The sequence below is a fragment of the Lacipirellula limnantheis genome, from assembly GCF_007746075.1.
Taxonomy (GTDB): domain Bacteria; phylum Planctomycetota; class Planctomycetia; order Pirellulales; family Lacipirellulaceae; genus Lacipirellula; species Lacipirellula limnantheis.
Genome location: NZ_CP036339.1, coordinates 6266185 through 6289843 on the forward strand (window position 1 = coordinate 6266185; position 23659 = coordinate 6289843).

22 protein-coding genes and 1 tRNA gene are annotated in these 23659 nt (G+C 62.3%); 17 read left to right on the forward strand and 6 right to left on the reverse strand.

Annotated features, from left to right (window positions below):
• The first annotated feature begins 310 nt into the window (after positions 1-310).
• The 4 genes from I41_RS24475 (at position 311) to I41_RS24490 (ending at position 5104) form a co-directional block, all read left to right on the forward strand.
• The gene (locus I41_RS24475; protein WP_145435648.1) at positions 311-1585 is read left to right on the forward strand and encodes a serine hydroxymethyltransferase; all 1275 of its coding nucleotides are present in this window, start codon (positions 311-313) and stop codon (positions 1583-1585) included.
• A gap of 132 nt (positions 1586-1717) precedes the next feature.
• Positions 1718-2167 (forward strand): response regulator, encoded by a 450-nt coding sequence (locus I41_RS24480; protein WP_210421063.1) that lies wholly within the window; start codon positions 1718-1720, stop codon positions 2165-2167.
• 327 nt (positions 2168-2494) lie between these two features.
• A complete protein-coding gene (locus tag I41_RS24485) occupies positions 2495-4264 on the forward strand; it encodes a tetratricopeptide repeat protein (protein WP_168207137.1) in 1770 nt (589 codons plus the stop codon).
• 3 nt (positions 4265-4267) lie between these two features.
• Complete coding sequence (locus I41_RS24490; RefSeq protein ID WP_145435650.1) at positions 4268-5104, forward strand: alpha/beta fold hydrolase; 837 nt, start codon at positions 4268-4270, stop codon at positions 5102-5104.
• 114 nt (positions 5105-5218) lie between these two features.
• Here the strand turns inward: I41_RS24490 and I41_RS24495 are convergent, their stop codons facing one another.
• On the reverse strand, positions 5219-5761 hold the full coding sequence (locus I41_RS24495) for a DUF2617 family protein (protein WP_145435651.1): 543 nt from the start codon (positions 5759-5761) through the stop codon (positions 5219-5221).
• Positions 5762-6055: 294 nt separating this feature from the next.
• On the opposite strand from I41_RS24495, the gene I41_RS24500 reads away from it, so the two are divergent.
• The 7 genes from I41_RS24500 (at position 6056) to I41_RS24530 (ending at position 13442) form a co-directional block, all read left to right on the forward strand.
• Entirely contained in the window at positions 6056-6247 is a 192-nt protein-coding gene (locus I41_RS24500) for a hypothetical protein (protein ID WP_210421064.1), read from the forward strand.
• A 252-nt stretch (positions 6248-6499) separates the two neighbouring features.
• Positions 6500-7957, forward strand: coding sequence for a LysM peptidoglycan-binding domain-containing protein (locus tag I41_RS24505; RefSeq protein ID WP_145435652.1), 1458 nt, complete (start codon positions 6500-6502; stop codon positions 7955-7957).
• Positions 7958-8065: 108 nt separating this feature from the next.
• Positions 8066-8611 (forward strand): orotate phosphoribosyltransferase, encoded by a 546-nt coding sequence (gene pyrE, locus I41_RS24510; RefSeq protein WP_145435653.1) that lies wholly within the window; start codon positions 8066-8068, stop codon positions 8609-8611.
• Positions 8612-8695: 84 nt separating this feature from the next.
• On the forward strand, positions 8696-9379 hold the full coding sequence (locus I41_RS24515; RefSeq protein WP_145435654.1) for a hypothetical protein: 684 nt from the start codon (positions 8696-8698) through the stop codon (positions 9377-9379).
• A gap of 381 nt (positions 9380-9760) precedes the next feature.
• A complete protein-coding gene (locus I41_RS24520; RefSeq protein ID WP_145435655.1) occupies positions 9761-10777 on the forward strand; it encodes a beta-ketoacyl-ACP synthase III in 1017 nt (338 codons plus the stop codon).
• Positions 10778-10907: 130 nt separating this feature from the next.
• On the forward strand, positions 10908-12758 hold the full coding sequence (gene pepF / locus I41_RS24525) for an oligoendopeptidase F (RefSeq protein ID WP_145435656.1): 1851 nt from the start codon (positions 10908-10910) through the stop codon (positions 12756-12758).
• Between the two features lie 63 nt (positions 12759-12821).
• On the forward strand, positions 12822-13442 hold the full coding sequence (locus I41_RS24530) for a hypothetical protein (RefSeq protein WP_145435657.1): 621 nt from the start codon (positions 12822-12824) through the stop codon (positions 13440-13442).
• Between the two features lie 372 nt (positions 13443-13814).
• Here the strand turns inward: I41_RS24530 and I41_RS24535 are convergent, their stop codons facing one another.
• A complete protein-coding gene (locus I41_RS24535) occupies positions 13815-14567 on the reverse strand; it encodes a hypothetical protein (protein WP_145435658.1) in 753 nt (250 codons plus the stop codon).
• 125 nt (positions 14568-14692) lie between these two features.
• Entirely contained in the window at positions 14693-15730 is a 1038-nt protein-coding gene (locus tag I41_RS24540; protein ID WP_145435659.1) for a suppressor of defective silencing 3, read from the reverse strand.
• 370 nt (positions 15731-16100) lie between these two features.
• On the opposite strand from I41_RS24540, the gene I41_RS24545 reads away from it, so the two are divergent.
• The 5 genes from I41_RS24545 to I41_RS24560 all read left to right on the forward strand — a co-directional run bounded on the left by I41_RS24545 (position 16101) and on the right by I41_RS24560 (position 20529).
• Positions 16101-17096, forward strand: a complete 996-nt coding sequence (locus I41_RS24545; RefSeq protein WP_145435660.1) for a sugar phosphate isomerase/epimerase family protein — start codon at positions 16101-16103, stop codon at positions 17094-17096.
• 164 nt (positions 17097-17260) lie between these two features.
• Positions 17261-18604 carry a hypothetical protein gene (locus I41_RS24550; RefSeq protein WP_145435661.1) on the forward strand — a complete coding sequence of 448 codons (1344 nt, stop codon included), beginning with the start codon at positions 17261-17263 and terminating at the stop codon, positions 18602-18604.
• A gap of 142 nt (positions 18605-18746) precedes the next feature.
• Positions 18747-18878: a hypothetical protein gene (locus tag I41_RS28375; RefSeq protein ID WP_261342463.1), complete on the forward strand. Its 132-nt coding sequence runs from the start codon at positions 18747-18749 to the stop codon at positions 18876-18878.
• 136 nt (positions 18879-19014) lie between these two features.
• A tRNA-His gene (locus I41_RS24555) sits at positions 19015-19087 on the forward strand.
• Positions 19088-19266: 179 nt separating this feature from the next.
• Complete coding sequence (locus I41_RS24560; protein ID WP_145435662.1) at positions 19267-20529, forward strand: C45 family autoproteolytic acyltransferase/hydolase; 1263 nt, start codon at positions 19267-19269, stop codon at positions 20527-20529.
• Between the two features lie 407 nt (positions 20530-20936).
• Here I41_RS24560 and I41_RS24565 read toward each other — a convergent pair whose 3' ends face one another.
• Positions 20937-21125: an SDR family NAD(P)-dependent oxidoreductase gene (locus tag I41_RS24565; protein WP_145435663.1), complete on the reverse strand. Its 189-nt coding sequence runs from the start codon at positions 21123-21125 to the stop codon at positions 20937-20939.
• Positions 21126-22280: 1155 nt separating this feature from the next.
• On the opposite strand from I41_RS24565, the gene I41_RS27595 reads away from it, so the two are divergent.
• Positions 22281-22451 (forward strand): hypothetical protein, encoded by a 171-nt coding sequence (locus tag I41_RS27595; protein ID WP_168207138.1) that lies wholly within the window; start codon positions 22281-22283, stop codon positions 22449-22451.
• A gap of 115 nt (positions 22452-22566) precedes the next feature.
• Here the strand turns inward: I41_RS27595 and I41_RS24575 are convergent, their stop codons facing one another.
• Positions 22567-23325 (reverse strand): lectin-like protein, encoded by a 759-nt coding sequence (locus I41_RS24575; RefSeq protein WP_145435665.1) that lies wholly within the window; start codon positions 23323-23325, stop codon positions 22567-22569.
• A gap of 71 nt (positions 23326-23396) precedes the next feature.
• The gene (locus I41_RS28380; RefSeq protein WP_261342464.1) at positions 23397-23528 is read right to left on the reverse strand and encodes a hypothetical protein; all 132 of its coding nucleotides are present in this window, start codon (positions 23526-23528) and stop codon (positions 23397-23399) included.
• Positions 23529-23659: the final 131 nt, after the last annotated feature.

Here is a 23659-nt window from a genome sequence, read left to right on the forward strand (position 1 = left end):
GAGCGCGAACATGGGATTATAGGAGCTTGCCCAGCGCCGACTATTCTTATCGCGCCCTGCTGAGTAACTCCGGCGTAAGTGCCGCGTGCGCGTTTCGCGACGATTGACACTCTCCGCCGGTGCTCTGACAATGATAGTGTTGCGTCTAAATGGAGCCGCGATAATCAGTTGCGATGCAGCTGGCAACGTGGTCGGGAGTCCATGGCGACTGCCGGCCGTCGCTCGCATCGAGGCTCCCCAGTCGCAAAAAACTCCCAACCCTTTTTTGCCCCCAACTCGACACGCCGCGAAGCCCCCAGAGCCCCCGTTGATGAGCAATCCACTCGCTGCCGCTGATCCCGAAGTTTGGTCTGCCGTCGCCGATGAAATCCAGCGCCAGCAAGATGGCCTGGAGATGATCGCCAGCGAAAACTACACGAGCCCGGCTGTGATGGCGGCCGCCGGCAGCGTGCTGACCAACAAGTACGCGGAGGGGTACCCCGGCAAACGGTACTATGGCGGCTGCGAATACGTCGACGTCGTCGAGAACCTCGCCATCGACCGAGCCAAGAAGCTATTTGGCGCCGAGTTCGCCAATGTGCAACCCCATAGCGGTTCGCAGGCCAACACGGCGATCTACCTCGCCGCGCTGGAACCGGGCGACACGGTCCTGGGCCTCGACTTGGCCCACGGCGGTCATCTCACTCACGGCATGCGGCTGAACATTTCAGGCATGCTCTACAACTTCATCAGTTACGGCGTGCGGCAGGACGATCACCGGCTCGACTTCGATCAGATCGCCAAACTTGCTCGCGAGCACAAGCCGAAACTGATCGTCGCCGGGGCCAGCGCGTACCCGCGTGAGATTCCGCATGGCAAGTTCGCCGAGATCGCCCGCGAGGTTGGCGCCAAGCTGATGGTCGACATGGCCCACTATGCCGGCCTCGTCGCCGCGGGCCAGCACGACAACCCGGTGCCGGTCGCCGATTTCGTCACGACAACCACCCACAAGACCCTCCGCGGTCCGCGCGGCGGCTTGTGCCTCAGCAAGGAAGAGTACGGCAAGACCATCAACAGCCGCGTCTTCCCCGGCATCCAGGGCGGACCGCTGATGCATGTCATCGCCGGCAAGGCGGTCTGCTTCGGCGAAGCCCTGCAGCCCGAGTACAAGAGCTACATCAAACAAGTGATCGCCAACGCGAAGGCCTTAGCACAAGTGCTGACCGCCGGCGGCCTGCGATTGGTGAGCGGCGGCACCGACAACCATCTGATGCTCGTCGACGTCACCCCCCTGGGAATTGGCGGGAAGCAGGCCGAGCATGCCCTCGACGCCGCCGGGATCACCGTCAACAAGAACATGATTCCGTACGACGAGCGCAAGCCGATGGACCCCAGCGGCATCCGCGTCGGCACGCCGGCGCTCACGACCCGCGGCATGGGCGTCGACGAAATGCGCACCATCGGAGGCTGGATGCTCCAGGCTCTCCGCGCCGCCGATGACGCGAAGGTGCACGCTGGCATCCGTGAGCAAGTCCGCGAACTGGGCGTCAATTTCCCGGCGCCGACCGTTGCCGATCAATTCGCCGAGGCGACGGCGGCCGTTTAGATTGCATTGATCACGGCGAGCACCGAGGACGCAGAGAACTCCGAAGCGAGTGAAGGCGCAGGCAAGTTGCATTTCTCTCGGTGATCTCCGGATTCTCTGTATCAAATCTCCCGCAATTCCAGCGAAGGCAAGATGAGCCAACCAATCCGCGACCGCGTGCTGATCGCCGACGACAACGAGGCGAACGTCGAACTCCTGGAGGCGTATCTGGGCGATAGCGGGCTCGAGGTCGAGATCGCCGTCGCGGTGGACGGGCAAGATACGCTCGAAAAGGCGGCGTCGTTCAAGCCCGATCTCATCCTGCTCGACGTAATGATGCCGAAGCTGAGCGGCTTCGAGGTCTGCCAGAAGCTCAAGGGCGACCCCGCGACCCGCGGGATCATGATCTTAATGGTCACGGCGCTCAACGAACACGGCGACATGGAGCGTGCGGTCGACGCGGGGACCGATGACTTCCTCTCGAAGCCCGTCGACAAGGTGTCGTTGGTAAAGCGGGTCGAGAATATGCTGAAATTGCGAAACGTTTCCGACGAGCTCGAACGACTCCGCCGCTATATCGAACAGATGGAAGCCGACCGCTAAATGGCCGTTCTTTACCCCTCGGGCTCCGAAGCCTAGTCCAGCGCCAACATTCTTGAAATGCTTGGCGGACAACGATTTAAACATAGTGAACGCAGAGAGGGAGCAGGCCGCAGGGAGATGATTCACTAGTCGTCTTTTCTGTAGCCTCTGTGTTCTCTGTGTTAAATGCGCATAGTGATAGCATTGGAACAAGCCTCTCGGCCGGGACTTAGCGCACCGCAGGTCGCCGGCTGCCGGCATGGCGACCGACCCCCGGGCGGAGCCCGAGGCTGGAAAGGCACTGGCGTGTCTCTGGCATCCAATCAAATGGCTACGTCAGGAGGTGCGATGAAACGAGTTCTGCCAACCGTAGCTTTCCTCCTGCTCGGTTACGCGGTTGCGTGCGCTGCCGAGACGGCGCCGGCGAGCGATCCCGCTGCCATCGCCAAGCTCGTCGAGCAGCTCGGTTCCGACCAGTTCGCCCTGCGACGTCACGCCGAAGAAGAGCTGACGCGGCTCGGGCCCGCCGCGCAGGAACAACTCAAACTTGCCGAGCAAAGCGACGACCTCGAAATTGCCGAGCGTGCCAGCTACATTCTGCAAAGCATGCGCGTCGATTGGATTCGCCCTCAGGACGCGCCAGAAGTCCGTCGAGCGTTGGCGCGGTTCGGCGACCTCTCGCGAGACGAAAAGCAGCATCGCATCCAGTTGCTCGCAGCGCTGCCCAACGGGCAAGGGTTGCCGGCGCTCTGTCGGATCGCCCGCCTGGAGCATGTCCCCGGGGTGGCGCGCCAATCGGCGCTCGCGATGCTCCGGCAGAAACCGCCGACGGAAGGGGCTCCGGCGATCCTCGATGCATGCCGGCAAGAATTGCAAGGGGACGTCCGCCCCGCAGCGGCGTGGATCGAGCTTTGGCTGCGCGAGCAGGCCGATCGTCAAGCGACCTTGGCCGACTGGAACAAGGCCATCGACGCCGAGTTGAAGCTGTATCAGGCGAAGTCGCCCGACACGGATTTCACGACGGTTTCGGCGCTAATGCAACGCCGCCTAGACCTCTGCAATGAGCTGAAGCTCGTCGACGAGACGACGGCTGGCCTGCTGGCGATCGTCGACTTGATCAATGAGGACGAGGATCGACCCCAGTTCGATGCCAGCCTGGTCTGGGCCATCGGTTGGATCGTCGACCATGAGCGCTGGGACGTGCTCAACCAGCTTTACCAGAAGTATCGCGGCGAGATCCACGGCGATCGCAAACTCCTCTACCGTTACGCCGCCGCCCTGTCCCGGTCTGGGAAGACTGACGAAGCGAACAAACTGGCCGAGCGGGCTTTCTCCATGAAGGTCGACGAGCCGATCGATCGCGTCTCGATCGCGGCCGCCATCGCCGACATCGGGGCCGTTGACTGGGCGCTCCGAGAATACAACACCGCTATCGAGGCGATGCCGCCGCTGAGCTACGAATCGCTCATCGCCCGCCGCGAAGTTTCCACCTGGCTTCACGACCGACAGGACTACAAAGGGGCCTCGGACGTTCTGCTGGAGTTCTTTCAGCAGATCCAAGCGAAAGAGAACCGTCTGGCCCTACGGGAACTGCGCCAGCAGCTCGATGGGACGCAGTACCTCAACGCGATCGAAGGGCGGCAGCTTCTCTACCAGGCCAACCACCACCACTCCCGCGGAGAATTCGATCTGGAACGGGAAACGCTTGAAAAAGCCTACGAGAAGTATGACGACGACCCCGACATCCTGATCGCCATGTTCCGTATGCCCGACGCGAGCGAGGAGTACAAGCAGCGGACGCGCGATCGCATCGCCAAGATGGCCGAGTCGTACGCCAATCAGATCGACGATTCGCCGGAGGACCCGTCCAAATACAACCAATGGGCGTGGCTGGTAAGCAATACCGAAGGCGACTTCGCTCAGGCGGTGCAGCATTCGCTCCACTCGCTCGAACTGTCGCCCGACGAGCCAAGTTACCTCGACACCCTCGGCCGCTGTTACTTTTCCGCAGGCGACGTTGAGAATGCGATTAAGTCTCAACGCAAGGCGGTGGAGCTGGCGCCGCAGTACCAAATCATGCGTCGGCAACTTGCCGAATTTGAGAAAGCGAAGCAATAAACAATGGCTCAACGTCAGTTCAACGTCGACGGCGTCCGTCTGGCATGCGAAGACGTCGGCGCGGGACCGCCGATCGTATTGCTTCACGGCTTCCCGCTCGACCACACGATGTGGAATGCACAGATCGCGGCGCTGCAGTCGAATTTTCGCGTCATTGCACCCGATCTGCGCGGCTTCGGCGCCTCGCAGCTTGCGGAGGGCGACGCGGAGAACGGCGTTGGCATGGAGCGTTACGCGGCTGACGTGATCGGGCTGCTCGACAGCCTGCAAATCAGCGAGCCGGTCGTGCTGGCTGGTCTCTCGATGGGAGGTTACGTCGCCTGGCAAGTCGCGCTGCGCTGGCCCGATCGGATTCGCGGCCTCGTTCCGTGCGATACTCGCGCCGTGGCCGACGCCGACGAACCGCGGGCCGCTCGGTTCAAAATGGCCGAGGCGGCGATGCAAGCCGGAAACTCGTCGCCGGCGCTCGCGATGATGCCCAAGCTCCTCGGCGCCGAGACGCGCGAGCAACGCCCGGAAGTGGAGGCCCTGCTTCGTGCGATGATCGAGCGTCAGACGGCCGAAGCGGTCGCCGCTGCGCAACGCGGCATGGCCCGCCGCGAAGACGTCCGCGGCAAGCTCGACAAAATAACGGCGGATTCGCTCTGCATCGTCGGCGCTGAAGACGCGATCAGCCCCCCGGCGGAGATGCACGAATTCGCCGCGCTGCTGGCCAAGTCAGGCGACGACGACGTACGTATCACCGAAATCGACCACGCCGGACACATGACGCCGATGGAGAACCCGGCTGCTTTCACCGCCGCGGTGGCGGCGTTCGCGAAGAAGTGCTACAGACTGTAGGCGTCGCTGTCATGCTGAGCCCTTCGCCCCGCTCAGGGTAAAGTCAGCGAAGAATGTAGAAGCACGATCAAGGCGCCAGATTCTTCGCTTCGCTCAGAACGACAACTTCGGGAGTCAGCCCCCTAGTCGGTACCAAGACTGAATCTTCAGCACCGCCGAGTCGTCAGGAAACGTGTGGAACGCCTGCACGCAGAGCGACTTGTCGCGCGATTCGATGTTCACGTAGCTGAGGGCGCCTGTCTCAAAACGGCCGCTCGGTTCGAACCGCTGCAGCATTCCCTGCCGAGTGCCGGCGAGCGTCAGTTCCCGCTGATAGGCGGCGAACTTCTCATGGTCGGCTGGTTCCAGCGAGAAGTTCATCTCGTACGTCAGCCCCGGACGAATCTCGATCCGGTCGGTCCGCTCGCCTTTGAGCCGGTACGACATCAACCGCCGCCGCTGGGGGAGCGGATGATGGGCGCCAGCGGCCACTTCGGTCAGCGTGAGTCCGCGATATTGCCACGCAACGATGTGGCCGGCGCTGGTGATCTGCACGGTTGCCTTGTAGGCCCCCCGTTCGACGGTGCGCGACTGCTGGAGGTCGAACAGCTCCGGATGGAGCGACCGACCGTAGAGCTGATAAACCAGTTCGGCAATCTTCGGGCGAACGGAGATCACGGGAGGGTCTTCTTATGCTTTCTGACGCGACGCGCCGTGCTAGCGGAGGTCGTCGTCAATTGTCAACGCGGTCTTGTTGATCACGCTATTGGGGAGTCGTCGACGAAGCTCGCGGCGTCCATGTCTTCCGCGTCGCGCGATGCGTCGTCAGGCTCGATTATACTTGCCGTGACAAAAGCAAACAAACGCGGATTCCAGTTCCGGATTTTGTTCCGTGCATTCAGCTTGACAGAAACTAAACGTCAGCGCGCGTGACAGACGTCGCGCTGCTAGCACGCTCGACTCCAAGTCCCCATGCAGCATGTCAGCGCACATGTTTATCGCCTGCTGCTCGACCAACTCGGCCCGCAGCAATGGTGGCCCGCCCAGTCGCCGTTCGACGTGATGGTCGGCGCGATGCTCATGCAGAACACGGCCTGGAGAAACGTCGAACTCGCGAATTCAAATCTGCGCGAACTTCTTCCCGCCAGCGGCGTGCGGTGCTAGCTACGAAATAATGCTGAAGGCTGAATGCTACATGCGGAATATGAGAGCTCTTCCACCTACCGCCTTCAGTTAGCATTCCGCATACATCCTTCAGCGTTCATCTCGAACCTCCCCGACGCTAGCAGCGCCGCCAAAGTGCCATAGCCCTCACAGCCGACAATACTTACTATCCCGCGCGCCATCGGCTGCGCTCGCGCACCGTCGCGCTGTCGCATGATTCGACTCGTTGTTCGCTCGTTCGGAGGATCTGCCGTGAGTTCCCTTCGCCCACTGGCCACGATTACGCTGCTGGCCGTCGTCGGCGTCGTGCTGTACATGAAGATCAACGAAACCGAGCCGGTTGTTCCGGAGGGCGTTGGCGAGTGGTCCAACCAGCTTGAGATCGGCGCGGAGGGCGGCGCGGCCGTTCCTCCCGGCGTAGGAACCATTAGCGCGGCGCCAGCGCTCGAAGCGCCGCCGTTCAGTCCAAGCGCCCCGGCTGGTCAGGCCGCGGCCGCTCCCGTCGGCGACGCCGCGCCCGCGTGGAAGCCCGAGCCGCTGCTTTCCAGCAAGACTGAAGTCGCAGCCGAAGCCAAAGATAATCACGCGACGCATGATCATGCCCACGACGACGAGGAATCGTCGCCGGTCGCACGCACGGCGGAAGTCCCGGAGATGCCGCCGCTCCCGGAATCAAACTCTACCGCAAAGAGCAGCGATGCCGCACCGCCCGCCGTCGTCGCAGTGCCGTTCGTGAACACGCCTGGCGGCAGCCCGCCGTCAGCCTCGGCCATTGCTGAACCCGCTGCGACGACTCCCGCTCCGGCCCCAGCGGCTGAAGCCTCGCCCAATCCTTACGCCGCCGCTGCCGCTACGGCCGGCGTTGCCGCTGCCGCCGCCGCTTCAACCGATCCCGCCCCCGTCGCCGCAGCGCCTGCTCCCGCAGCTGGCGCAGCTCCTGCGGCGAACGCCCCGGCAGCCAGCGAACCGATCACTCCGACCGATGCTCCCAGTGGTTCGACCTACGCCTCGACGCGCGTCGCCGTACAGGCCGACCTCGATCGCGGCGAGTTGAATCAGGCCCTCATCAAGCTCTCCGAATGGTACGGCGATCCATCGCTCACGGCTGAGGAGACGCAAGAAGTCGAAACGCTCCTCGGCCAGTTGGCCGGCGACGTCATTTACGAAGGTCCGCCGGCTCACCGCTTGTTGCCGAGGCATATCGTTGCCACCGGCGAGACCCTTGAAACGATCTCGCAAAAATACAACGTGCCGTGGCAGCTGCTCGCCAAGATCAATCGCATCGCCGATCCCGCCGCCGTGCAAGTAGGGCAGGAGCTTAAGGTCGTGCAGGGCCCCTTCTCAGCCATTGTCGATCTTGGCAAGCGGCGGATGACGCTGATGCTCGATCGCAGCTACGCCGGAAGGTTTAGCATCGAGCTCGATCCGACCGCGTCGATCGAAGAGGGCTCGTGGAAAGTCGACCAGAAACTGCTGACGCCCATCGTCGGCGGCGTCTACGGCCAGCCGGCCGGCGCCAAGGAGGATCGGGGCTTGCTGCTGACCAGCACGACCAATCCGACGAGCCAGCCAGCCATGCTCCGCGGCCCCGGCACGGCCGATCAAGTCTCGGCGCCTCCCGTTTCGCGAGTGATTCGATTCAACGCGACCGACGTGAACGATGTGTACGACATTCTTTCGGTCGGCTCGACGATTACGGTACGACGGTAAAACATCGTGCGCGGCGCCGACTCCCGGCAGCCCCTGGCAGGCTCCACGCGCTTCGTGGTATACCCCGGCGTTTGAGTTTCAATTTTGCCGGCCGGGACGCGAAGAGCCATGTACGACAAGCAAGCCCTCATCGAACTGATCAAAGAAACCGCCCTCCAGTTCGGCGACTTCACGCTCGCCTCGGGGAAAAAGGCGACTTTCTACCTTGATTGCCGCAAGGTGACGCTCGACTCGCGCGGGGCGAAGCTGATCGGCGCCGGCATGCTGGAACTCCTCGGCGACAAGAAGCCGCATCTCGTCGGCGGCATGGCCATCGGCGCCGACCCGATCACCGCCGCGATCCTCACCCTCGCCGGCGTGCAAGGCAAGCAACTCCGCGGCGTGATGGTTCGCAAGGAGCCGAAGCAACACGGCACCGGCAAGTACGTCGAAGGCCCCTACGCCGCCGGCGAAGAACTCGTCATCGTTGAAGACGTCGTTACTACCGGCGGCTCGTCCCTGCTGGCGATCGAACGCTGCGAAGCGGCCGGCCTGAAGGTGAAGCGAGTCTTCGCCATCGTCGACCGCCTCGAAGGGGGCCGCGAAGCCTTTGCGGCGAAGGGCTACGAACTAACGACGCTATTGACGATCAAAGATTTTGGCATCACTCAGTAGCCGCGGCTCAACCAGCCGCCGGAGCAGTACTGAAGACGCTGCACAACTAACACCGCTCCGGCCGGTCGTTGACCGGCGGCTACTATGGAAACCTCCCTCCACCGTCAGCTGAAAGCGATTTACGCAGGCGACGATGGTTGCTGCGAGGTGGTCTGCGACAAATACCGCATCGACGCCGTACGCGGCGACGAGTTGATCGAGATCCAGCACGGCTCGCTCGCGGCGATTCGCGACAAGATTCGCAAGCTGCTGGCCAAGCATCGCGTTCGTATCGTCAAACCGATCGTCGCCAACAAGTTACTGGTCAAGCTAGACGGTTGCGGGGGCGCCGAGATCAGCCGCCGCCGCAGTCCGAAGCGAGGGACGCTGCTCGATGTATTCGACGAGCTCGTCTACTTCACGCGCGTATTCCCCCACGAACGCCTCACGCTCGAAGTCGTGCTGGTCGACGTGGAGGAGCGCCGCTTCCCCGGCCGCGGCAAGCGCCGGCGTCGGCGCAGTTCTGAGCGAGACTTTCAAATCGAAGATCAACATTTGCTGCAGATCGTCGCGTCCCAAACCTTTGCCACCACGGCGGATCTCAAGCGCCTGCTCCCGAAGCGGCTGCCCAAGCAATTCCACACCGCCCACTTAGCCGAGCGACTGAAGACCCCAAGATTCACGGCGCAGCGCATCGCCTACTGCCTGCGTCAAATGGGAGCTGTCGAAATCGTAGGCAAACAGGGGAACGCGATTCTCTATTCCTATGCCAGCAACAAGGCCGCTTAATGGCCGCCGGTCAGCCTGTTGAGAATATTAGAAAAAAGGCCACCGCCAAGGATGCCATAAGCACCAAGGAAATACACGAGAAATGCTGGAACCGCCGATAAACGCTGATAGACGCAGATAAGAAACTATTTGCGTTCATCGGCGTTTATCGGCAGTTCCATCCTCTTCCTATTCGATGGCGCTCGCCGTGCCGTCGTGGTTCAAGTTCCCCCCGCCTTTCCTTGGCGCTCTTGGCGTCCTTGGCGGATCAAATGAAGCCCGATTGCGGGCTGCCTCAGCTCACCCTTGCAGCCCTCCGCTCAAAGGCGTACGCTGCTGAGATTCGCGCCACCCCCCACTGCCCACCTTTCCCAAACTCTTTCGGCCTGAAGGTTCCCTGCAATGAGCGACAGTTTTTCGGCGGTCGGCGGAGCGCCCGTCCGAACTCTGTCGGGCGTCCAGATTCTCGCGACCGGCAGTTTTGTCCCTGACAACGTCGTGACGAACGCCGACCTCTCCTCCCTCGGTTGCGACCCCGAGTGGATTCTCCAGCGGACCGGCATTCGCGAGCGCCGCCACGCCCCGCCCGAGATGACGACCAGCGACATGGCGGTCGCCGCCGCCGAACGTTGCCTCGAAGCGGCCAAGATCGATCGCTCGGAGATCGATCTTCTGGTCCTCGGCACGATGACCCCGGATCGGTTGCTCCCCGCCACCGCGACGCGCGTGCAAACCCGTCTCGGCCTCCAATGCGGCGCGATTGACGTCAACGCGGCCTGCGCCGGCTTCACCTACGCGCTCACGACGGCGATGCAGTTTGTCGCCACCGGCTGCAGCAAGAAGGCGCTGGTAATCGGCGCCGACGCGAACTCGCGGGCGATCGATCCGACCGACGTGAAGACCTACCCGCTGTTCGGCGACGGCGCCGGCGCCGTGTTGCTTTCGGCCGGCAGTCCCGAGCAGGGGGCGCTCGCCTACACGATCGGCGCCGACGGTTCGGGCATGGAACTGCTGCATCGCCCCGTCGGCGGCGCCGAGTCGCCGTACCAGATCGGCGTCGAACCAAACTCCTGGCTCCTGAAAATGGATGGCCGGCCCGTCTTTAAGTGGGCCGTTCGACTAGTCGAAGAGACGACGCGCCAGGTGCTTGAAGCTTCGGGCCTCTCAACCGAACAGATCGATTGCTGGCTCTTCCATCAGGCCAACGTCCGCATCCTCGACGCCGCGGTCGAAGCCCTGGAGATTGATCGCGAGCGCGTCGTCATGCACATGGACCGCTACGGCAACACCTCGGCCGGCAGCATCCCGATCGCCCTCGACGAAACCGTCCGCGCCGGCGGCATCCGCCGCGGCGACCACCTGCTGATGTCCGGCTTCGGCGCCGGACTGGCCTGGGGCACGATCGTCTGGCGCTGGTAGGTGAAGAAATGGGGAATGGGGAGCCGCCATAATCGTTCGGCCCCTCTACTCCCCATTCCCCATTCAGCATTCCACATTTGTACTCACTCCGGCCGGTCGTTGATCGGCGGCTACTTCTAACGAGCATCTCATGGCAACTTCCAAAGCTAAGTCTCCGAAGGTGAAATCGTCAGCCAAGCCAAAGGCCAAAACCCTCCCTCCGCGCGAGAAAGTAAAAGTTGACGACACCTGGAATCTCGACTCCCTCTTCAAAAACGACCAGGAGTGGGAAGCCGCCTTCGAGAAGTGGAAGAAGCTCATCCCCAAGTTCGAAAAATTCCGCGGCACGCTCGCCGACGGGCCGAAGCAGCTCGCCGCCTGCCTGAAGTTTGACGAAGAGTTCGACCGCGTCGGCGAACGACTCGGCACCTACGCTTTCCTCAAGTCGACCGAAGATCAGGCCAGCAGCAACTATCAACGGATGAAGGGCCGGCAGAACCACGCCGGCAGCGAGGCGAGCCAGGCTGCCAGCTTCATCCGTCCGGAGATCCTCGCGATCCCCGCGAAGAAGATGAAGGAGTACATGGCCTCGAAGGAACTGGCCCACTACCGCCTCGTCCTCGAGCGGATCCAACGCTACAAGCCCCACACGCTCAGCGACGGCGAAGAGCGGCTGCTCGCGATGCAGAGCGAGATGTCGGACGCCTCGAACCGCATCTTCCGTCAACTGAACGACGCCGATTTGAAGTTCGGCATGGTCAAAGATGAGAGCGGCGACGAGATCGAACTCTCGCACTCTTCCTTCTCGGCGCTCCTCCACTCGCCGAATCGTGAAGTCCGCAAGACCGCGTTCCACCAATACTACGATGTCTTCGCCGCCCATCAGAACACGCTCGCCGCGACGCTCGGCGGTTCGGTGCAGCGCGACGTTTACTACGCGAAGGCCCGCGGCTACACGAGCGCTCGCGCCGCCGCCCTCTTCCCCGACAACGTCCCGATGTCGGTCTACGACAACCTTATCGAGGAAGTCCACCGCCGCCTGCCGGCCCTCTACCGCTACTTCGACTTGCGGCAGCGGAAGATGAAGCTGAAGAAGATCCATCAGTACGACACCTACGTGCCGATCCTCAGCGACCTCGATCAAACCCGCACCTGGAAGCAAGGCGTCGAGGCGGTGATGAGCTCGCTCACCCCGCTCGGCGACGAGTACTGCAGCGTGCTGGAGAAGGGACTCACGACCGCCCGTTGGTGCGACCGCTACCCGAACCGCGGCAAGCAAAGCGGCGCCTTCAGCTGCGGCAGCTTCGACGGCGCGCCCTACATCCTGATGAACTACGAGCCTAAGGTGCTCGACCACGTCTTCACGCTCGCCCACGAAGCGGGCCACTCAATGCACAGCTACTACTCGTCGAAGACGCAGCCGTTCATCTACTACGACTACGTCATCTTCGTCGCCGAAGTGGCCAGCACGTTCAACGAGCAACTCCTCAGCCGCAAGTTGATGGACGATGCGAAGACCAAGGAAGAACGGGCCTACCTGATCAACCGCGACATCGACGCGATCCGCGGCACGATCATCCGCCAAACGATGTTCGCCGAGTTCGAGAAGCTGATCCACGAATCAGCCGAGGCGGGCGAGCCGCTCACGGTCGACGCCTTCCAAAAGATCTACGGCGATCTGCTGTCGCTCTACTTCGGCCCCGACTTCGCGATCGACGACGAACTGAAGCTCGAATGCTTCCGCATCCCGCACTTCTACCGGGCGTTCTACGTCTACAAATACGCCACCGGCCTATCGGCGGCGATCGCGCTGAGCGAACGCGTGCTCAATGGCGGCAAGCAGGAGCTGAACGATTACCTGTCGTTCCTCAAGGGAGGCTGCTCGAAAGACCCGCTTGACCTATTGAAAGACGCGGGCGTCGACATGACGACGCCGGCGCCAGTGGCGGCCGCTCTCGATCGCTTCGAATCGCTGGTGAAGGAACTCGATGAGCTGTTGTAGCCCTCGTTCCCACGCTCCGCGTGGGAACGCCAACAATGCCGCTCCGCGGCAACGGCACGTCCGATGGCTGACAAAGCTACATCTGATATCTCAACCCGTAGTTGCCTTGCAATGGCGGGCGTCTTTGTTGCCATCCTAGGCTTGATGGTTTTGGGGCTCCTGGCCGAAGGCAAGCGAGATCAACAAGAATTTGAGAAACGACGGGCCGAGCGATGGCAGGAAGACGTCTCATTAGTCAAAGCGGGCAACGATGGTAGTCGGATCTTCGTGAACGACCCGACGCTCGTCGAGATGTTGGCGAATGAGCCTGAATGCATTGCAAATCTGACGACTCTCTACTTCAGCATGGCTGACCTGGACGACGATCGATTCGCGGCCGTCAAGAAACTGACGAATCTCAGGTCGGTTGGTTTCTACGATTGCCAAGGAATGGATGCTGCGGCAAAGACAATTGAGGGAATGCCATCTATTGAAGAGATTTGGTGCGAGGGCGAATGTTTCACCGCGGCCGGCGTGAAGTCTCTAGCCACGCTTCCAAATTTAAAAAGAGTGGAGTTCGTGTGGGAAGTCGATCCCGCGTCCGAGCAATTGCTACGCTCTACGCTCCCCAACGTCGAGATCAAGCTCCCCCCTCCAGAAGAACTGGAGGAGGAGCGGTCTGAAGATCGCGCTGGCCAAAAATAGTCACTGCACCTCCGCACGACGGCACGTTACGATGCGCCCAGGCCAGCGTTCCGCGCGGCTTGGTTCTTTGGCAACTCGATAGTTCGTAGACGTTGCACCGCACTCGTTGGCGCCCGGCTGCACTTCTTGCGACTTTTGCGTTGTTTCGACGCAACTTGAAAAACGCAAAAGTCGCCAGCGCAATTCGTCTTGAAAACGACGAGTTGCCTCGGAAAACGCTGAGCGAAACGCAATCGACGCGACGACGGGGCCGCCGACTTTTGCGGCTTGTTAATGGGGCCCCCCGTGGGTCGACGCAAAAGCAAAATTCCCTCGAACGGGGGGACGGCCAAGAATGGAGGCTTGACGCCGCTAGCCTCGTGGGAACGAGTCCTAGCTCTTACGATTGATGAACAGCATCAACAAGATGCCAATCAAAAAGCCGCCGCCGAGGATGGCGACCATCGGCAGCGGCGCGTACTGTTCATCCCACGTCTCCATCCCGTGATGGAGGTTGACGCCAAAAATCGCCGCGAGCGTTGCCACTGGGAAGAAGCAGGCGACGAGCGTGTTGAGCCGATACGCGGCCGTCGCGGCACGGCGGCTCGATTCGGCTTCCTCTTCGGCCCGTTGGGCGACGGCAAAGTCGAGAGCGTTCTTCGAATCATTGTGAAGCAGTTCCGCCGAGCGAGCTAGCGCATAAGCCCGGTCGCGCCACAGCAGCAACTGGCGATCTTCGGGCGCACCCTCGCGGGCGTCTTGCAGCGCCTCGTGCAGATTGCGCGTCGATCGCACCAGCGGATTGAGTTGATTGAGCAACTCAAAATATTCGCGCGCCGTCTTCGCCTTGTCCTCGGCGTCCTGCAAGCGGTCGATCATCTTCTCATACTCGGCGAGCAGTTGGCCGAGGCCCGGCTGACTCGGCGCCGTGCCGGGGGGCGTCCACTGGCCGTTGGCGTCGCGCCAGAAAAAGCGGCCTTCCCGCTCGCTCGAGTCGGGCTTCGGCGGCGCATGGAGGATCACCAGCAGATGCCCGTCGGCTTTCATCGTCCGCTGTCGCCCGGGCTGATCGCCGAGGCGACGGTGGAACTCGTCGGGGACTTGCCACGAAAGCGGCAGCAGCGAACGAACGCTGGGATGGGCCATGAGTGATCCTTGCAGCCCCGGGCTCCGCCCGGGGGTCGCGTTGCCTGAGTGAACGTGTTGCGTACTGGATGCCGCCCCCCGGGCAGAGCCGGGGGCTAAAAGGGACGCGGCCCTCGTTGGTCGACCTACTTCTTCTCCAACGCCGGCAGGTTATCAGGCCCGAACTGCGTTATCCAGTAGAAAGGCTTCTCCGCCTCATCGACCCGCAATTCGCCGGCCAATCGGCCTTGGCTGAGCACCCGATCGACGGCCCGTCGAATGTAGGTCTTGCCCCGCGGCAGGCTCACCTCAATCTTCGCCGGATCAATCGAACGGACCGCCAGCACGCGCTCGTCGAACAACAGCGGCGCCTCCATATGCGGGCCGAGCGCCGTGAGGGCTTCGTCGAGCGTAAAGCCGTTGATCTCAACGTTGGTAAAGCGATACATTGCCGGAACCAGTTCGCGGGCCGACTTCGCGGGACGCCAGCCAGCCGGCCACCCGCGTCGCTCGCGCGATGCTTTCACAACCCGCAGCGTGAGGGGTTGGCCGAGCTTCTGCTCCGGAATCATCGTCAACTCGGCGGGGCGAATCGCCATCGCCAGGGCCGTGCCCGTCGTTAGCCCCTGCAGCTCGCGCGGGAAAGGCTTGGCGGATCGCAATGCGCGGCTCGCTTCGTCGTCGACTTCCAGCGGAATCGTCAGCCCCTCCTTCAATGTGGCCACGATTGCCTCGGGTGCCACGCCCTTGGTGCTCATCGTCACCGGCGTGGAGAGGTCTTCGTAAACCTGTTCGAATTGTTGCTTCGTCAGGCTGAAGATGCCGCGCTCGACCCCTTGATTCGCCGCGCGTTCCGGAAGCGATTCAAAGTAAGCTTTGAGCTTCGCCCGATCGCCGACGCCGAACTTGCCGCCGGGGAGTTCGAGTTGATCGCGACGATTAAGGATGGCGACCAGTTTGAACCGCTGGTTTTCCCCTTCGCCGCTCGGCGTGACGGAAGGTTCGTCGCCGCCGTTCGCCCCGCGCAGTCGCACTCGCGCAAGGTCCATCTCTTTGAGCAGCTTCCCCCACTCCTGCATCGCCCCAAACGGCGACCCTGCTTCGGCGGCGACCTCGATGTCGATTGGCAGCGCTGCTTGGCTGATCGACGTCGCGAAGAGGAAGAAGATTGAACTGCCAAGCACGCCAAGTGACGCCAAGGAAATGCACTGACGTTGGAAACCGCCGATGAACGCGAATAAACGCAGATGGGAATGATCTGCGCGTATCCGCGTCCATCCGCGGTTCCTCTCCCGTCCTCCGACACATTTTGGTGGTTCGATCATGTCGCTGTATCCCTTGGCGCTCTTTGGCGTCCCTGGCGGTTCAATTTTTCTGCTGCATCGGAGAAATTATAGCATTCCGAAATATCGCACCGTTTCGCCGCCGCCGCCGGCCAGTTGCGATGCGCCGGATTTTGGCGACAATGCTCGTTCCCGACTCTTCCGGCGCCTACGTCTTCCAAACACGACGCCGTTCAAACTTGCTCTCACCGCTGAAGGAGCCTTGCGATCCATGGCGCGACCCGTCACTCTCTTCACTGGCCAATGGGCCGATCTGCCGTTTGAAGAACTTGGCCGCATGACTCGCGAGTTCGGCTACGACGGCAACGAGCTCGCCTGCTGGGGCGATCACTTCGACGTGGCCAAGGCCAATTCCGACCCCGGTTACTGCGCCGCTAAACGCGAGCAGCTCGATCGCTACGGCCTGCAGTGCCACGCGATCAGCAATCATCTCGTCGGCCAGGCGGTCTGCGACATCGTCGACGAACGCCACAAGTCCATTCTGCCCGCCCATGTCTGGGGCGATGGCAAGCCCGATGGCGTCAACAAGCGCGCCGCCGAGGAAATGAAGGCGACCGCCCGCGCCGCGCAGAAGTTCGGCATCGGCGTGGTCAACGGCTTCACCGGCTCCAGCATCTGGCACCTGCTCTATTCGTTCCCGCCGGTTCCCGAATCGATGATTGAAGCCGGCTTCCAACAATTCGCCGATCGCTGGAATCCGATCCTCGACGTTTTCGCCGAATGCGGCGTTCGCTTCGCGCTGGAGGTCCATCCCACGGAGATTGCCTTCGACATCCACACCGCTCGTCGCGCCCTCGATGCGATCGGCAACCGCGAGGAGTTCGGCTTCAATTTCGATCCTAGCCATCTCATTTGGCAGGGAATCGACCCCGTTGAGTTCATTCGCGAGTTCCCCGACCGCATCTATCACGTCCACATCAAGGATGCGATCGTCACGCTCAACGGCCGCAGCGGCATCCTCGCGAGCCACCTCAACTTCGGCGACCCGCGCCGCGGCTGGGACTTCCGTTCGCCAGGGCGCGGCGGCGTGAACTTTGAAGAAATCGTCCGGGCACTCAACTTCGCCAAGTACCAAGGACCACTGTCGGTCGAGTGGGAAGACAGCGGCATGGAGCGGACCCAAGGCGCCCGCGAAGCCTGCGAAATGCTCCGCAAGCTCGACTTCTCGCCCAGCAACGTCGCGTTCGACGCCGCGTTCGATCGGTAGTGGGAAAATACGGAATGCTGAAGGATGAAGGCTGAGGGGGTCGGACGGATTCCCGAGATTCAGCCCGCATTTTCAGCATTCCGCATCCATCCTTCAGCATTTCTTGGATTCACCGCCGGCCGGTCGTAGACCGGCGGCGGTGGGTCGCATGCTAAAATGAAGACGTGCCCGCCCCACGCTTCCGCCGCTGCTTGTTTTTCCTGATCGCTGCTTGCGTCGCGCTGGTCGCTGCGCCAGTTTCCGCCGCGGAATCGGGCCCAAAGCTCGGCTCGCTCCTCTTCGTTCCCAGCGACGTCTACAACAGCGCCGGCCCTGCAACGGAGCCAAGCCCGGCCGCCAAAGCTGCAGCGGCGGCGGCCTTCGAACAAGCCCGTACCGCCGTCGCCGCCGGTGAAGTCAGCCAGGCCTTGCAGCACGCCTGCCGCGCCGTGGCCCTCGATCCGAACCACGACGACGCTCGCCGCCTGCTCGGCTACCAGCGCGTCGGCGATCAATGGGCCGGCAAGTACGCACAGCACATGCTCAAAGCCGGCCACCTTTGGAGCCGCGAGCATGGCTGGATCAAGGCCGACCACGCCGCCAAGTACGATCAGGGCCTCCGCCCTTGGGGCCAGAAGTGGATCACCGTCGCCGAGGATGCCGAGCGCCACGCCGATATCGAGCATGGCTGGACCGTGCGGACTGATCATTTCCAAGTGGTCACCAACGTCGACCGTGCCGCCGCCGCCGACCTCGCCATCCGCCTGGAAACGTATTATCAACTCTGGCGGCAACTCTTCGGCGAGCTCGCGCTCACGCCCGCCGAACTGCAAGCACGGCTCGATGGCAAAGAAACCGACGGCTTCCTCCGCCGGCCGATGAAAGTTGTTTACCACCGCAATCGCGACCAGTACAACGACGCGCTGATTCGCCGCCAACCGCAGATCGCGATGACCAACGGCATCTACTTTGACCGCGAGCGCGAATCCCACTTCTTCGCGGGCGACGATCAAGACCCCGGCACGATCGCCCACGAGGCCGTGCACCAGTTTTTCTATGAGTCCGCTCCCAAACCGACGCGGAATCTCGCTGCCGCCGCGAATGCCTGGGCCGTCGAAGGCGCGGCCTGCTATTTCGAAACGCTCAAGGAGCAGCTGACCGACGTCGGCCTGGCCTACACCGTCGGCACGCCCGACGCGGGCCGGGTCCAGGCGGCCCGCCACCGCCGGATTGTCGACAACTTCTACGTACCGCTGGCGGAGCTCGACGCGCTGGGCGTTACGGACCTCCAGCAGCGTGCCGATCTCGCCCCCCTCTACAGCCAATCCGCTGGATTGGCGTCGTTCTTCATCGATGGCCGCGAAGGCGAATATCGCCGCCCCTTCCGCGAACTGCTGCGGCTCATTTATGCTGGCAGAGACGAAGCAGGGTCGCTGCCAGAACTGGTTGGCCGGAGCGCCGGGGAACTCGACCGCGAGTACCAGCAGTTCATGGAAAGCCTCCCCGTCACCGCCGTCCTGGCGCCGTGAGCAAGGGAAAGTGGCGCCGCTGGCAGGATGCCAGTGCTGACGTGGGGACACGCTTCGACACCTCCCACAGGCAACACCGCCAGCGCCCAGCCTTTCCTGAACCCCAACACCCCGAACCTCAAATGCCCCAGGAACCTCCCCCATGATGCCGCTGTTAGCCCATGTCACCGAGTCCGAATATCCCCTGGGCCTGGCCCTGTTCCTCGGCGGTCTGGGGGCGGGAATCGGCATTGGCGTCGGGCTCGGGGTCATGAAATACCTCCGCTCCCGCTAGGGAGAATTTCCCGAACCCGACCTCCGCAACCCTCCCAGCCCCGGGCTGAAAGTGCCGTACCAGACGCAGCAGCGGCCCGCTCGCAGCGTTGACCATCCCCCGCCTCACCGAGTACCATCGAACGCTTCCGCTTGCGGTGGCTATAGCTCAATTGGCAGAGCGCCAGATTGTGATTCTGGAGGTCACGGGTTCGATCCCCGTTAGCCACCCCTCGAAGCCCGTCGGCCGACAACGCTTGTCGGCCCGCGGGCTTTTTCTTTACCCGCGGAGGGAGGATCCCTCGGCGGGAGGCGTCCCTCGTTCTGCCATCCGCCCCCCTTCGGGTATACTCACACTGGCCTTTGCCGCCGCTTTTTCTGAGTCTTGTCTCCAACTGAAGGGCCCGACCATGCCTGCCCGGTTGTTGCGCGGAATTCTCTGCAGTGCACTCATTGCGTCTGCCGCCACCGTCCATGCCGCTGACGCTTCCAAGGAAGCGGCCATCAAGGGAACTGCTTCCCCTACGACCCCCGCGGCAGAGACGGCCCCCAGCTCCACCGACCCCGGCGGTTCCGGCCATCGCACCGTTATTGCCAACGGCGACGTCAACATCCCCGTCGTCGTCGTCCGCGGCACGCCCTACCAAATGGGCTGGCACCTTGGCCGGCTGTGCGCGCCGGAGATGAAGCACTTCGTCCCCGCCGCCGTGGCAGGCTTCAAACAAGAGCTGCAAGTCGACGACGAAACGCTCGACCGCACCTGGGCCACCACCGCCGGCTACACCGATCCTCGCGTCCAGCAGCAACTCGTCGGCGCGGCCGAGGGGAGCGGGCTGCCGATGCGACTGCTGCAACACGTCCATTGCCTGCCGCTGCTGATGCCTTACTCCTGCAGTTGCATCTCCGCCTGGGGCGACGCCACCGAAGACGGACACCTCTATCAAACCCGCAACCTCGATTGGGCCCTCGAAGCCGGCGCCCATGAGTTCCCCGTCCTGATCGTCTATCTGCCGACCGAGGGCGAAGCCCACGTCACGCCGTCGTTCACTGGCTTCTTCGGCGCCCACTGCGGCATGAACGCTTCCGGCGTGGTCCTCTCCGAAATCGGCGACGCCCCCGCGAAGGAAATGCCGTACAACCTCCACGCCCCCCACTTCACCGCGTGGTTCCGCACGCTTCTCTACGACGCCAATTCGCTCAACGAAGCACTCACCCTCTTCCGCCAGACGCCGCAGACGAAGCGCTACCACTTCGTCTTCGGCGACGGCCTCCACGACAAGCGGGCCGTGAAGATTCGGGTCGCCGCGCCGCTTGGCGAGGAGCCTCAGATCGACATGTGGTCCGACGCGGCGGCCGACGACGAACTCGCTCCCCACACGCTCAGCGACCTCGTCTACCACGACGAAGGCCGCGGCGCGTTCCCGACGCTCGAAGCCGAGCGCGGCACGATCAACGGCCCAAGCCTCGTGGCGCTGGCGAACCAGATTCCCATCAAGGGGGGCAACGTGATGAACGTCGTCTTCGACGCCACCGCGATGCGCCTCTGGGTGAGCTACGCCGGCGGCGACAAAGAAGCCTACCAGCGTCCCTACCTCATGCTCGACCTGACGAAGCTCGACGCCGACGCCGACGGCCGTCCCGACTGGCCCTCGCCGCGCGTCGCGGCCAAGTGAGCGACAGCGCCCGCACTGCAGCCTCGCGCGCCAACGGGAGCAATCAGGACTCGTGGCTCGGCGGACGTTCGCGTTTGAATTGTCCGCGTGCAAAACGGCCGTCGTCGTGACAAAACGTCTGTCGGCAACAGGCTTCGGCGTCGCCAGAGCGGCGTTTTTGGCTCGAAAAGCGCCGCTGGCGACGTCGCGGCGAATTGTCCGCGCCCAGTGGACAAAACTTGGAGCGAGGGCGCAAATCGCCGGCGTCTGGCGGATGGGTTTGGGCACCGGGCGCGGACAAAACGTTGGCGTCCGACGGACGCGCGACGGAGGCGCGGAATGGCCTTCTCCCGTGGGATCGGCAGCGTTCGAGCAGACGCGGCAGTCAGTGAACATGCGACCACCGTAGCAGCTCTGGTGGCCAATTTCTAGCGGGAAGTTTTGGCCACGCCCCCGGCTGCCGTCAGGACTATCACCGCCGCTTCCCCTTTGGCTTGATCTCGGCAACCAACGACGGCGTGATTGCCGCGACCAGCCAGTTGCTTGGCGATTTCCCAGCCGATGCCGCGGTTGCCGCCGGTGACGAGAACGACTGGCAGTGGTGCGCCAGGTGTCATGCTCGATGCTACGAGTGGGTCTGTCTGTGGGTCGGATGTCGTTGAGGCCGCGGCACGAATCGTGGGGCTCCTCGGGGCACTAGACGTGCCGAAAAAGGTGGGACCTGACGTGTGGCTCAGTGTGCAGCCCGTGGGTGGGGGAAATATCGGGGGCTACTCAATTGCCGCGATCAGCACACGTATCATTGGCACGCCGATTCCCAGGCCGATAAGAATGCCGCAAAACCACTCTACGTCAGTGGTTTTGCGATGCCTCCTCTCGGGATACCTGACCCATCGATACAAGTCGAGTAGCCCGGCAATCACAAAGAGTCCGGTAGCCGCCGCGAGGATGTATCCATCAAGGGAAGACATGCTCTCATTATAGCTGCCGTCTCGGCGCTCACATTCCCGAACTGGCGGTTAAAATGCGCGACATGGGGCTCGGTGAAGCTCCTGCACTGGGAGGCGTGGCGTGAGCTTTAGACGCAAAGGAAAGGCGTTACATGAAAAAACCCGTGAATGGAGCGAGTGGCTTGCGAGCGTCGACCAACTAGTAAGTGCGGCCGAAATCCCCTCCTCAGTCTTGGATACCGAGGAGGCTTGGTTGTACTACATCGATCGGACGTACAGTCAAGCGGGCTACCTCGGCAAAGCCCCGTGGTTCACTGTCGATCTGCTTTCGCACGACCAAGCGGAGGCGGTCTGGTCTTTAATCGGCCGTTGGCTCAAGGACCGATGGCCAGATGCTCCTGAATACATGACGCGGCAGCTGCGCGCAACGCACGATCCGAATGCAAACAGAACCCCTGACCCCGGCCGGGAGGCTGGGGGCTAGGGCTGCTTCTTTTTCTCTCTACACACATTGCTCTCAACCTCTGTCAGCCGGTGGTGCGGGATTAGGTGTGGCGGGCGGATTCGGGGTTAAAATAGAGGAATGAGCCTTTTCCGTTTCTGCATGGTAGTATTCGGCCTTGGCCTCACAGTTGGCATGCTAATGCCGGGAACCGGCGTTGACAGTTGGTGTGTGGGCGTTAGAGATCGCCTTACTGAGCCGCTCGTAGTCCTGGTCGTCGGCTTGGGGCTGTGCATCTTTGCAGCCGCCTGTGTGCCGCTGAAACGCCGTCCGTAGTACACGGCCGATTGCTTTCCCGCGCCGGCAGTTAAAATGCGGCGATGAAATCACTAAGTGCGTCCATCGTCGTTCTCTCAGCAGCTGTGGTCTTCCACGGTGCCGCCGTCAGCGAGATCGGCGACGGGAGGGCGGTCCTCTTTATGGTCGGATTTGCCATCGCCTTTGTCGGGCTTGCTGGCTGGTGGGCAGCGATGAAGCAGCCTCCCTCGTAGCCTGATCCCGCCCGCGAGCCCGACGCCTAACCCTCTCGCGGCCGCCAGCGACTCCGCCGCCCCTTCCGCTGCTTTAGCGTGTGATGAATGCGCATAGGACGCCGATCCTGGCATTTCAGCAGGCGGCGCGCCGTTGTCCACGTCGAGGAAACGCCAGCGCTGCCACCATCATCAACGTCATGCTCGCCGGTTCTGGAATGGAGTACTCGACCATGTAGCACTGTACCCAATCCCGTAAACCCCGTGAGTACTCTCCGGGCAGGTCTCTCCATCGCGTAATATTCGGGGTTCCTCGGCCAATCGCAAATGTTGCGAAGTCCTCGTTGTTTCCCAACTCGCCGCCGTTGCTCGGCTCAAAATACCAATAACCGTCATAGTATGGACTGTAGTAACGGTGTGCGCCCCAGGACTCAAAACCGAAGGCAACGCCAGTAATGACAGGTTTGGTACTCTCAGTTCGCCAGAAGAGCTGGCCTGCTTCCGGTCCGGTTACCCAACGCCACTCTCCCTCGATCGCGGAGTCGCTTGCGCCCATCCAGACCTGATAGTTGCCTCCTCGTTGGTAAGTGTTGTCGATGAAATCCTGTTCAGCTTGCGACGTGATGGTGACCAGATGTCCGGGAATGCCTTGGTACGATTTCGCTCCCGCCGCGGCACTTGACTCAGCAAAAGTGCGGGTAGCTGAGCCGAGCTTAATCAACTCGTAATAATGGCCGTTGGTTGGATTCCGGACTACTGTGTTAAAGATTTCGTAATACTCAAGCGGTTGGGCGGCGATCGGGGCTACCGCTACAAAAAAATATTCCGAAGAACACCGCGGTCCAGCAAGCAGCGCGAGGCGCACCCTCAGCGCAAAGAAGTAGTCGCAACACACGTTGGCACATGAAGAGCTGCCTCAGTTCCTGCCCTTGGCGAAAGTGTGACCCTTGCGGTTTGCGACGTCAACTAAATATCGCCGAGGGCAGCTGTTGCAGATACCCAATGCGTTTCAGGGCTGCAGGGAACCGGCGCGGCGTCGCTGAAGAGATAGTAGCAAGCGGGCTTGGCCGGCAGCTCTTTGGGTGGTTCGTCTTCCATGCCAGCCACGATAACGGCGGCGCAAAAAACCTACGCTCGCCAATCGTACATCTTGCGGCCAGCGGGCGGGTGGAGCCCAAATCGGAGGCAGGAAACAGGAAATTGTATTGCATTGGACGCCGGCCGGCCGC

Excerpts from the sequence above, each read along its gene's own strand:
- I41_RS24475 (WP_145435648.1), top strand. The coding sequence starts at position 311 with ATGAGCAATCCACTCGCTGCCGCTGATCCCGAAGTTTGGTCTGCCGTC.
- I41_RS24480 (WP_210421063.1), top strand. The coding sequence starts at position 1,718 with ATGAGCCAACCAATCCGCGACCGCGTGCTGATCGCCGACGACAACGAG.
- I41_RS24485 (WP_168207137.1), top strand. The coding sequence starts at position 2,495 with ATGAAACGAGTTCTGCCAACCGTAGCTTTCCTCCTGCTCGGTTACGCG.
- I41_RS24490 (WP_145435650.1), top strand. The coding sequence starts at position 4,268 with ATGGCTCAACGTCAGTTCAACGTCGACGGCGTCCGTCTGGCATGCGAA.
- I41_RS24500 (WP_210421064.1), top strand. The coding sequence starts at position 6,056 with ATGCAGCATGTCAGCGCACATGTTTATCGCCTGCTGCTCGACCAACTC.
- pyrE (WP_145435653.1), top strand. The coding sequence starts at position 8,066 with ATGTACGACAAGCAAGCCCTCATCGAACTGATCAAAGAAACCGCCCTC.
- I41_RS24515 (WP_145435654.1), top strand. The coding sequence starts at position 8,696 with ATGGAAACCTCCCTCCACCGTCAGCTGAAAGCGATTTACGCAGGCGAC.
- I41_RS24520 (WP_145435655.1), top strand. The coding sequence starts at position 9,761 with ATGAGCGACAGTTTTTCGGCGGTCGGCGGAGCGCCCGTCCGAACTCTG.
- pepF (WP_145435656.1), top strand. The coding sequence starts at position 10,908 with ATGGCAACTTCCAAAGCTAAGTCTCCGAAGGTGAAATCGTCAGCCAAG.
- I41_RS24530 (WP_145435657.1), top strand. The coding sequence starts at position 12,822 with ATGGCTGACAAAGCTACATCTGATATCTCAACCCGTAGTTGCCTTGCA.
- I41_RS24535 (WP_145435658.1), bottom strand. The coding sequence starts at position 14,567 with ATGGCCCATCCCAGCGTTCGTTCGCTGCTGCCGCTTTCGTGGCAAGTC.
- I41_RS24545 (WP_145435660.1), top strand. The coding sequence starts at position 16,101 with ATGGCGCGACCCGTCACTCTCTTCACTGGCCAATGGGCCGATCTGCCG.
- I41_RS28375 (WP_261342463.1), top strand. The coding sequence starts at position 18,747 with ATGATGCCGCTGTTAGCCCATGTCACCGAGTCCGAATATCCCCTGGGC.
- I41_RS24560 (WP_145435662.1), top strand. The coding sequence starts at position 19,267 with ATGCCTGCCCGGTTGTTGCGCGGAATTCTCTGCAGTGCACTCATTGCG.
- I41_RS24565 (WP_145435663.1), bottom strand. The coding sequence starts at position 21,125 with ATGACACCTGGCGCACCACTGCCAGTCGTTCTCGTCACCGGCGGCAAC.
- I41_RS27595 (WP_168207138.1), top strand. The coding sequence starts at position 22,281 with ATGAAATCACTAAGTGCGTCCATCGTCGTTCTCTCAGCAGCTGTGGTC.
- I41_RS28380 (WP_261342464.1), bottom strand. The coding sequence starts at position 23,528 with ATGGAAGACGAACCACCCAAAGAGCTGCCGGCCAAGCCCGCTTGCTAC.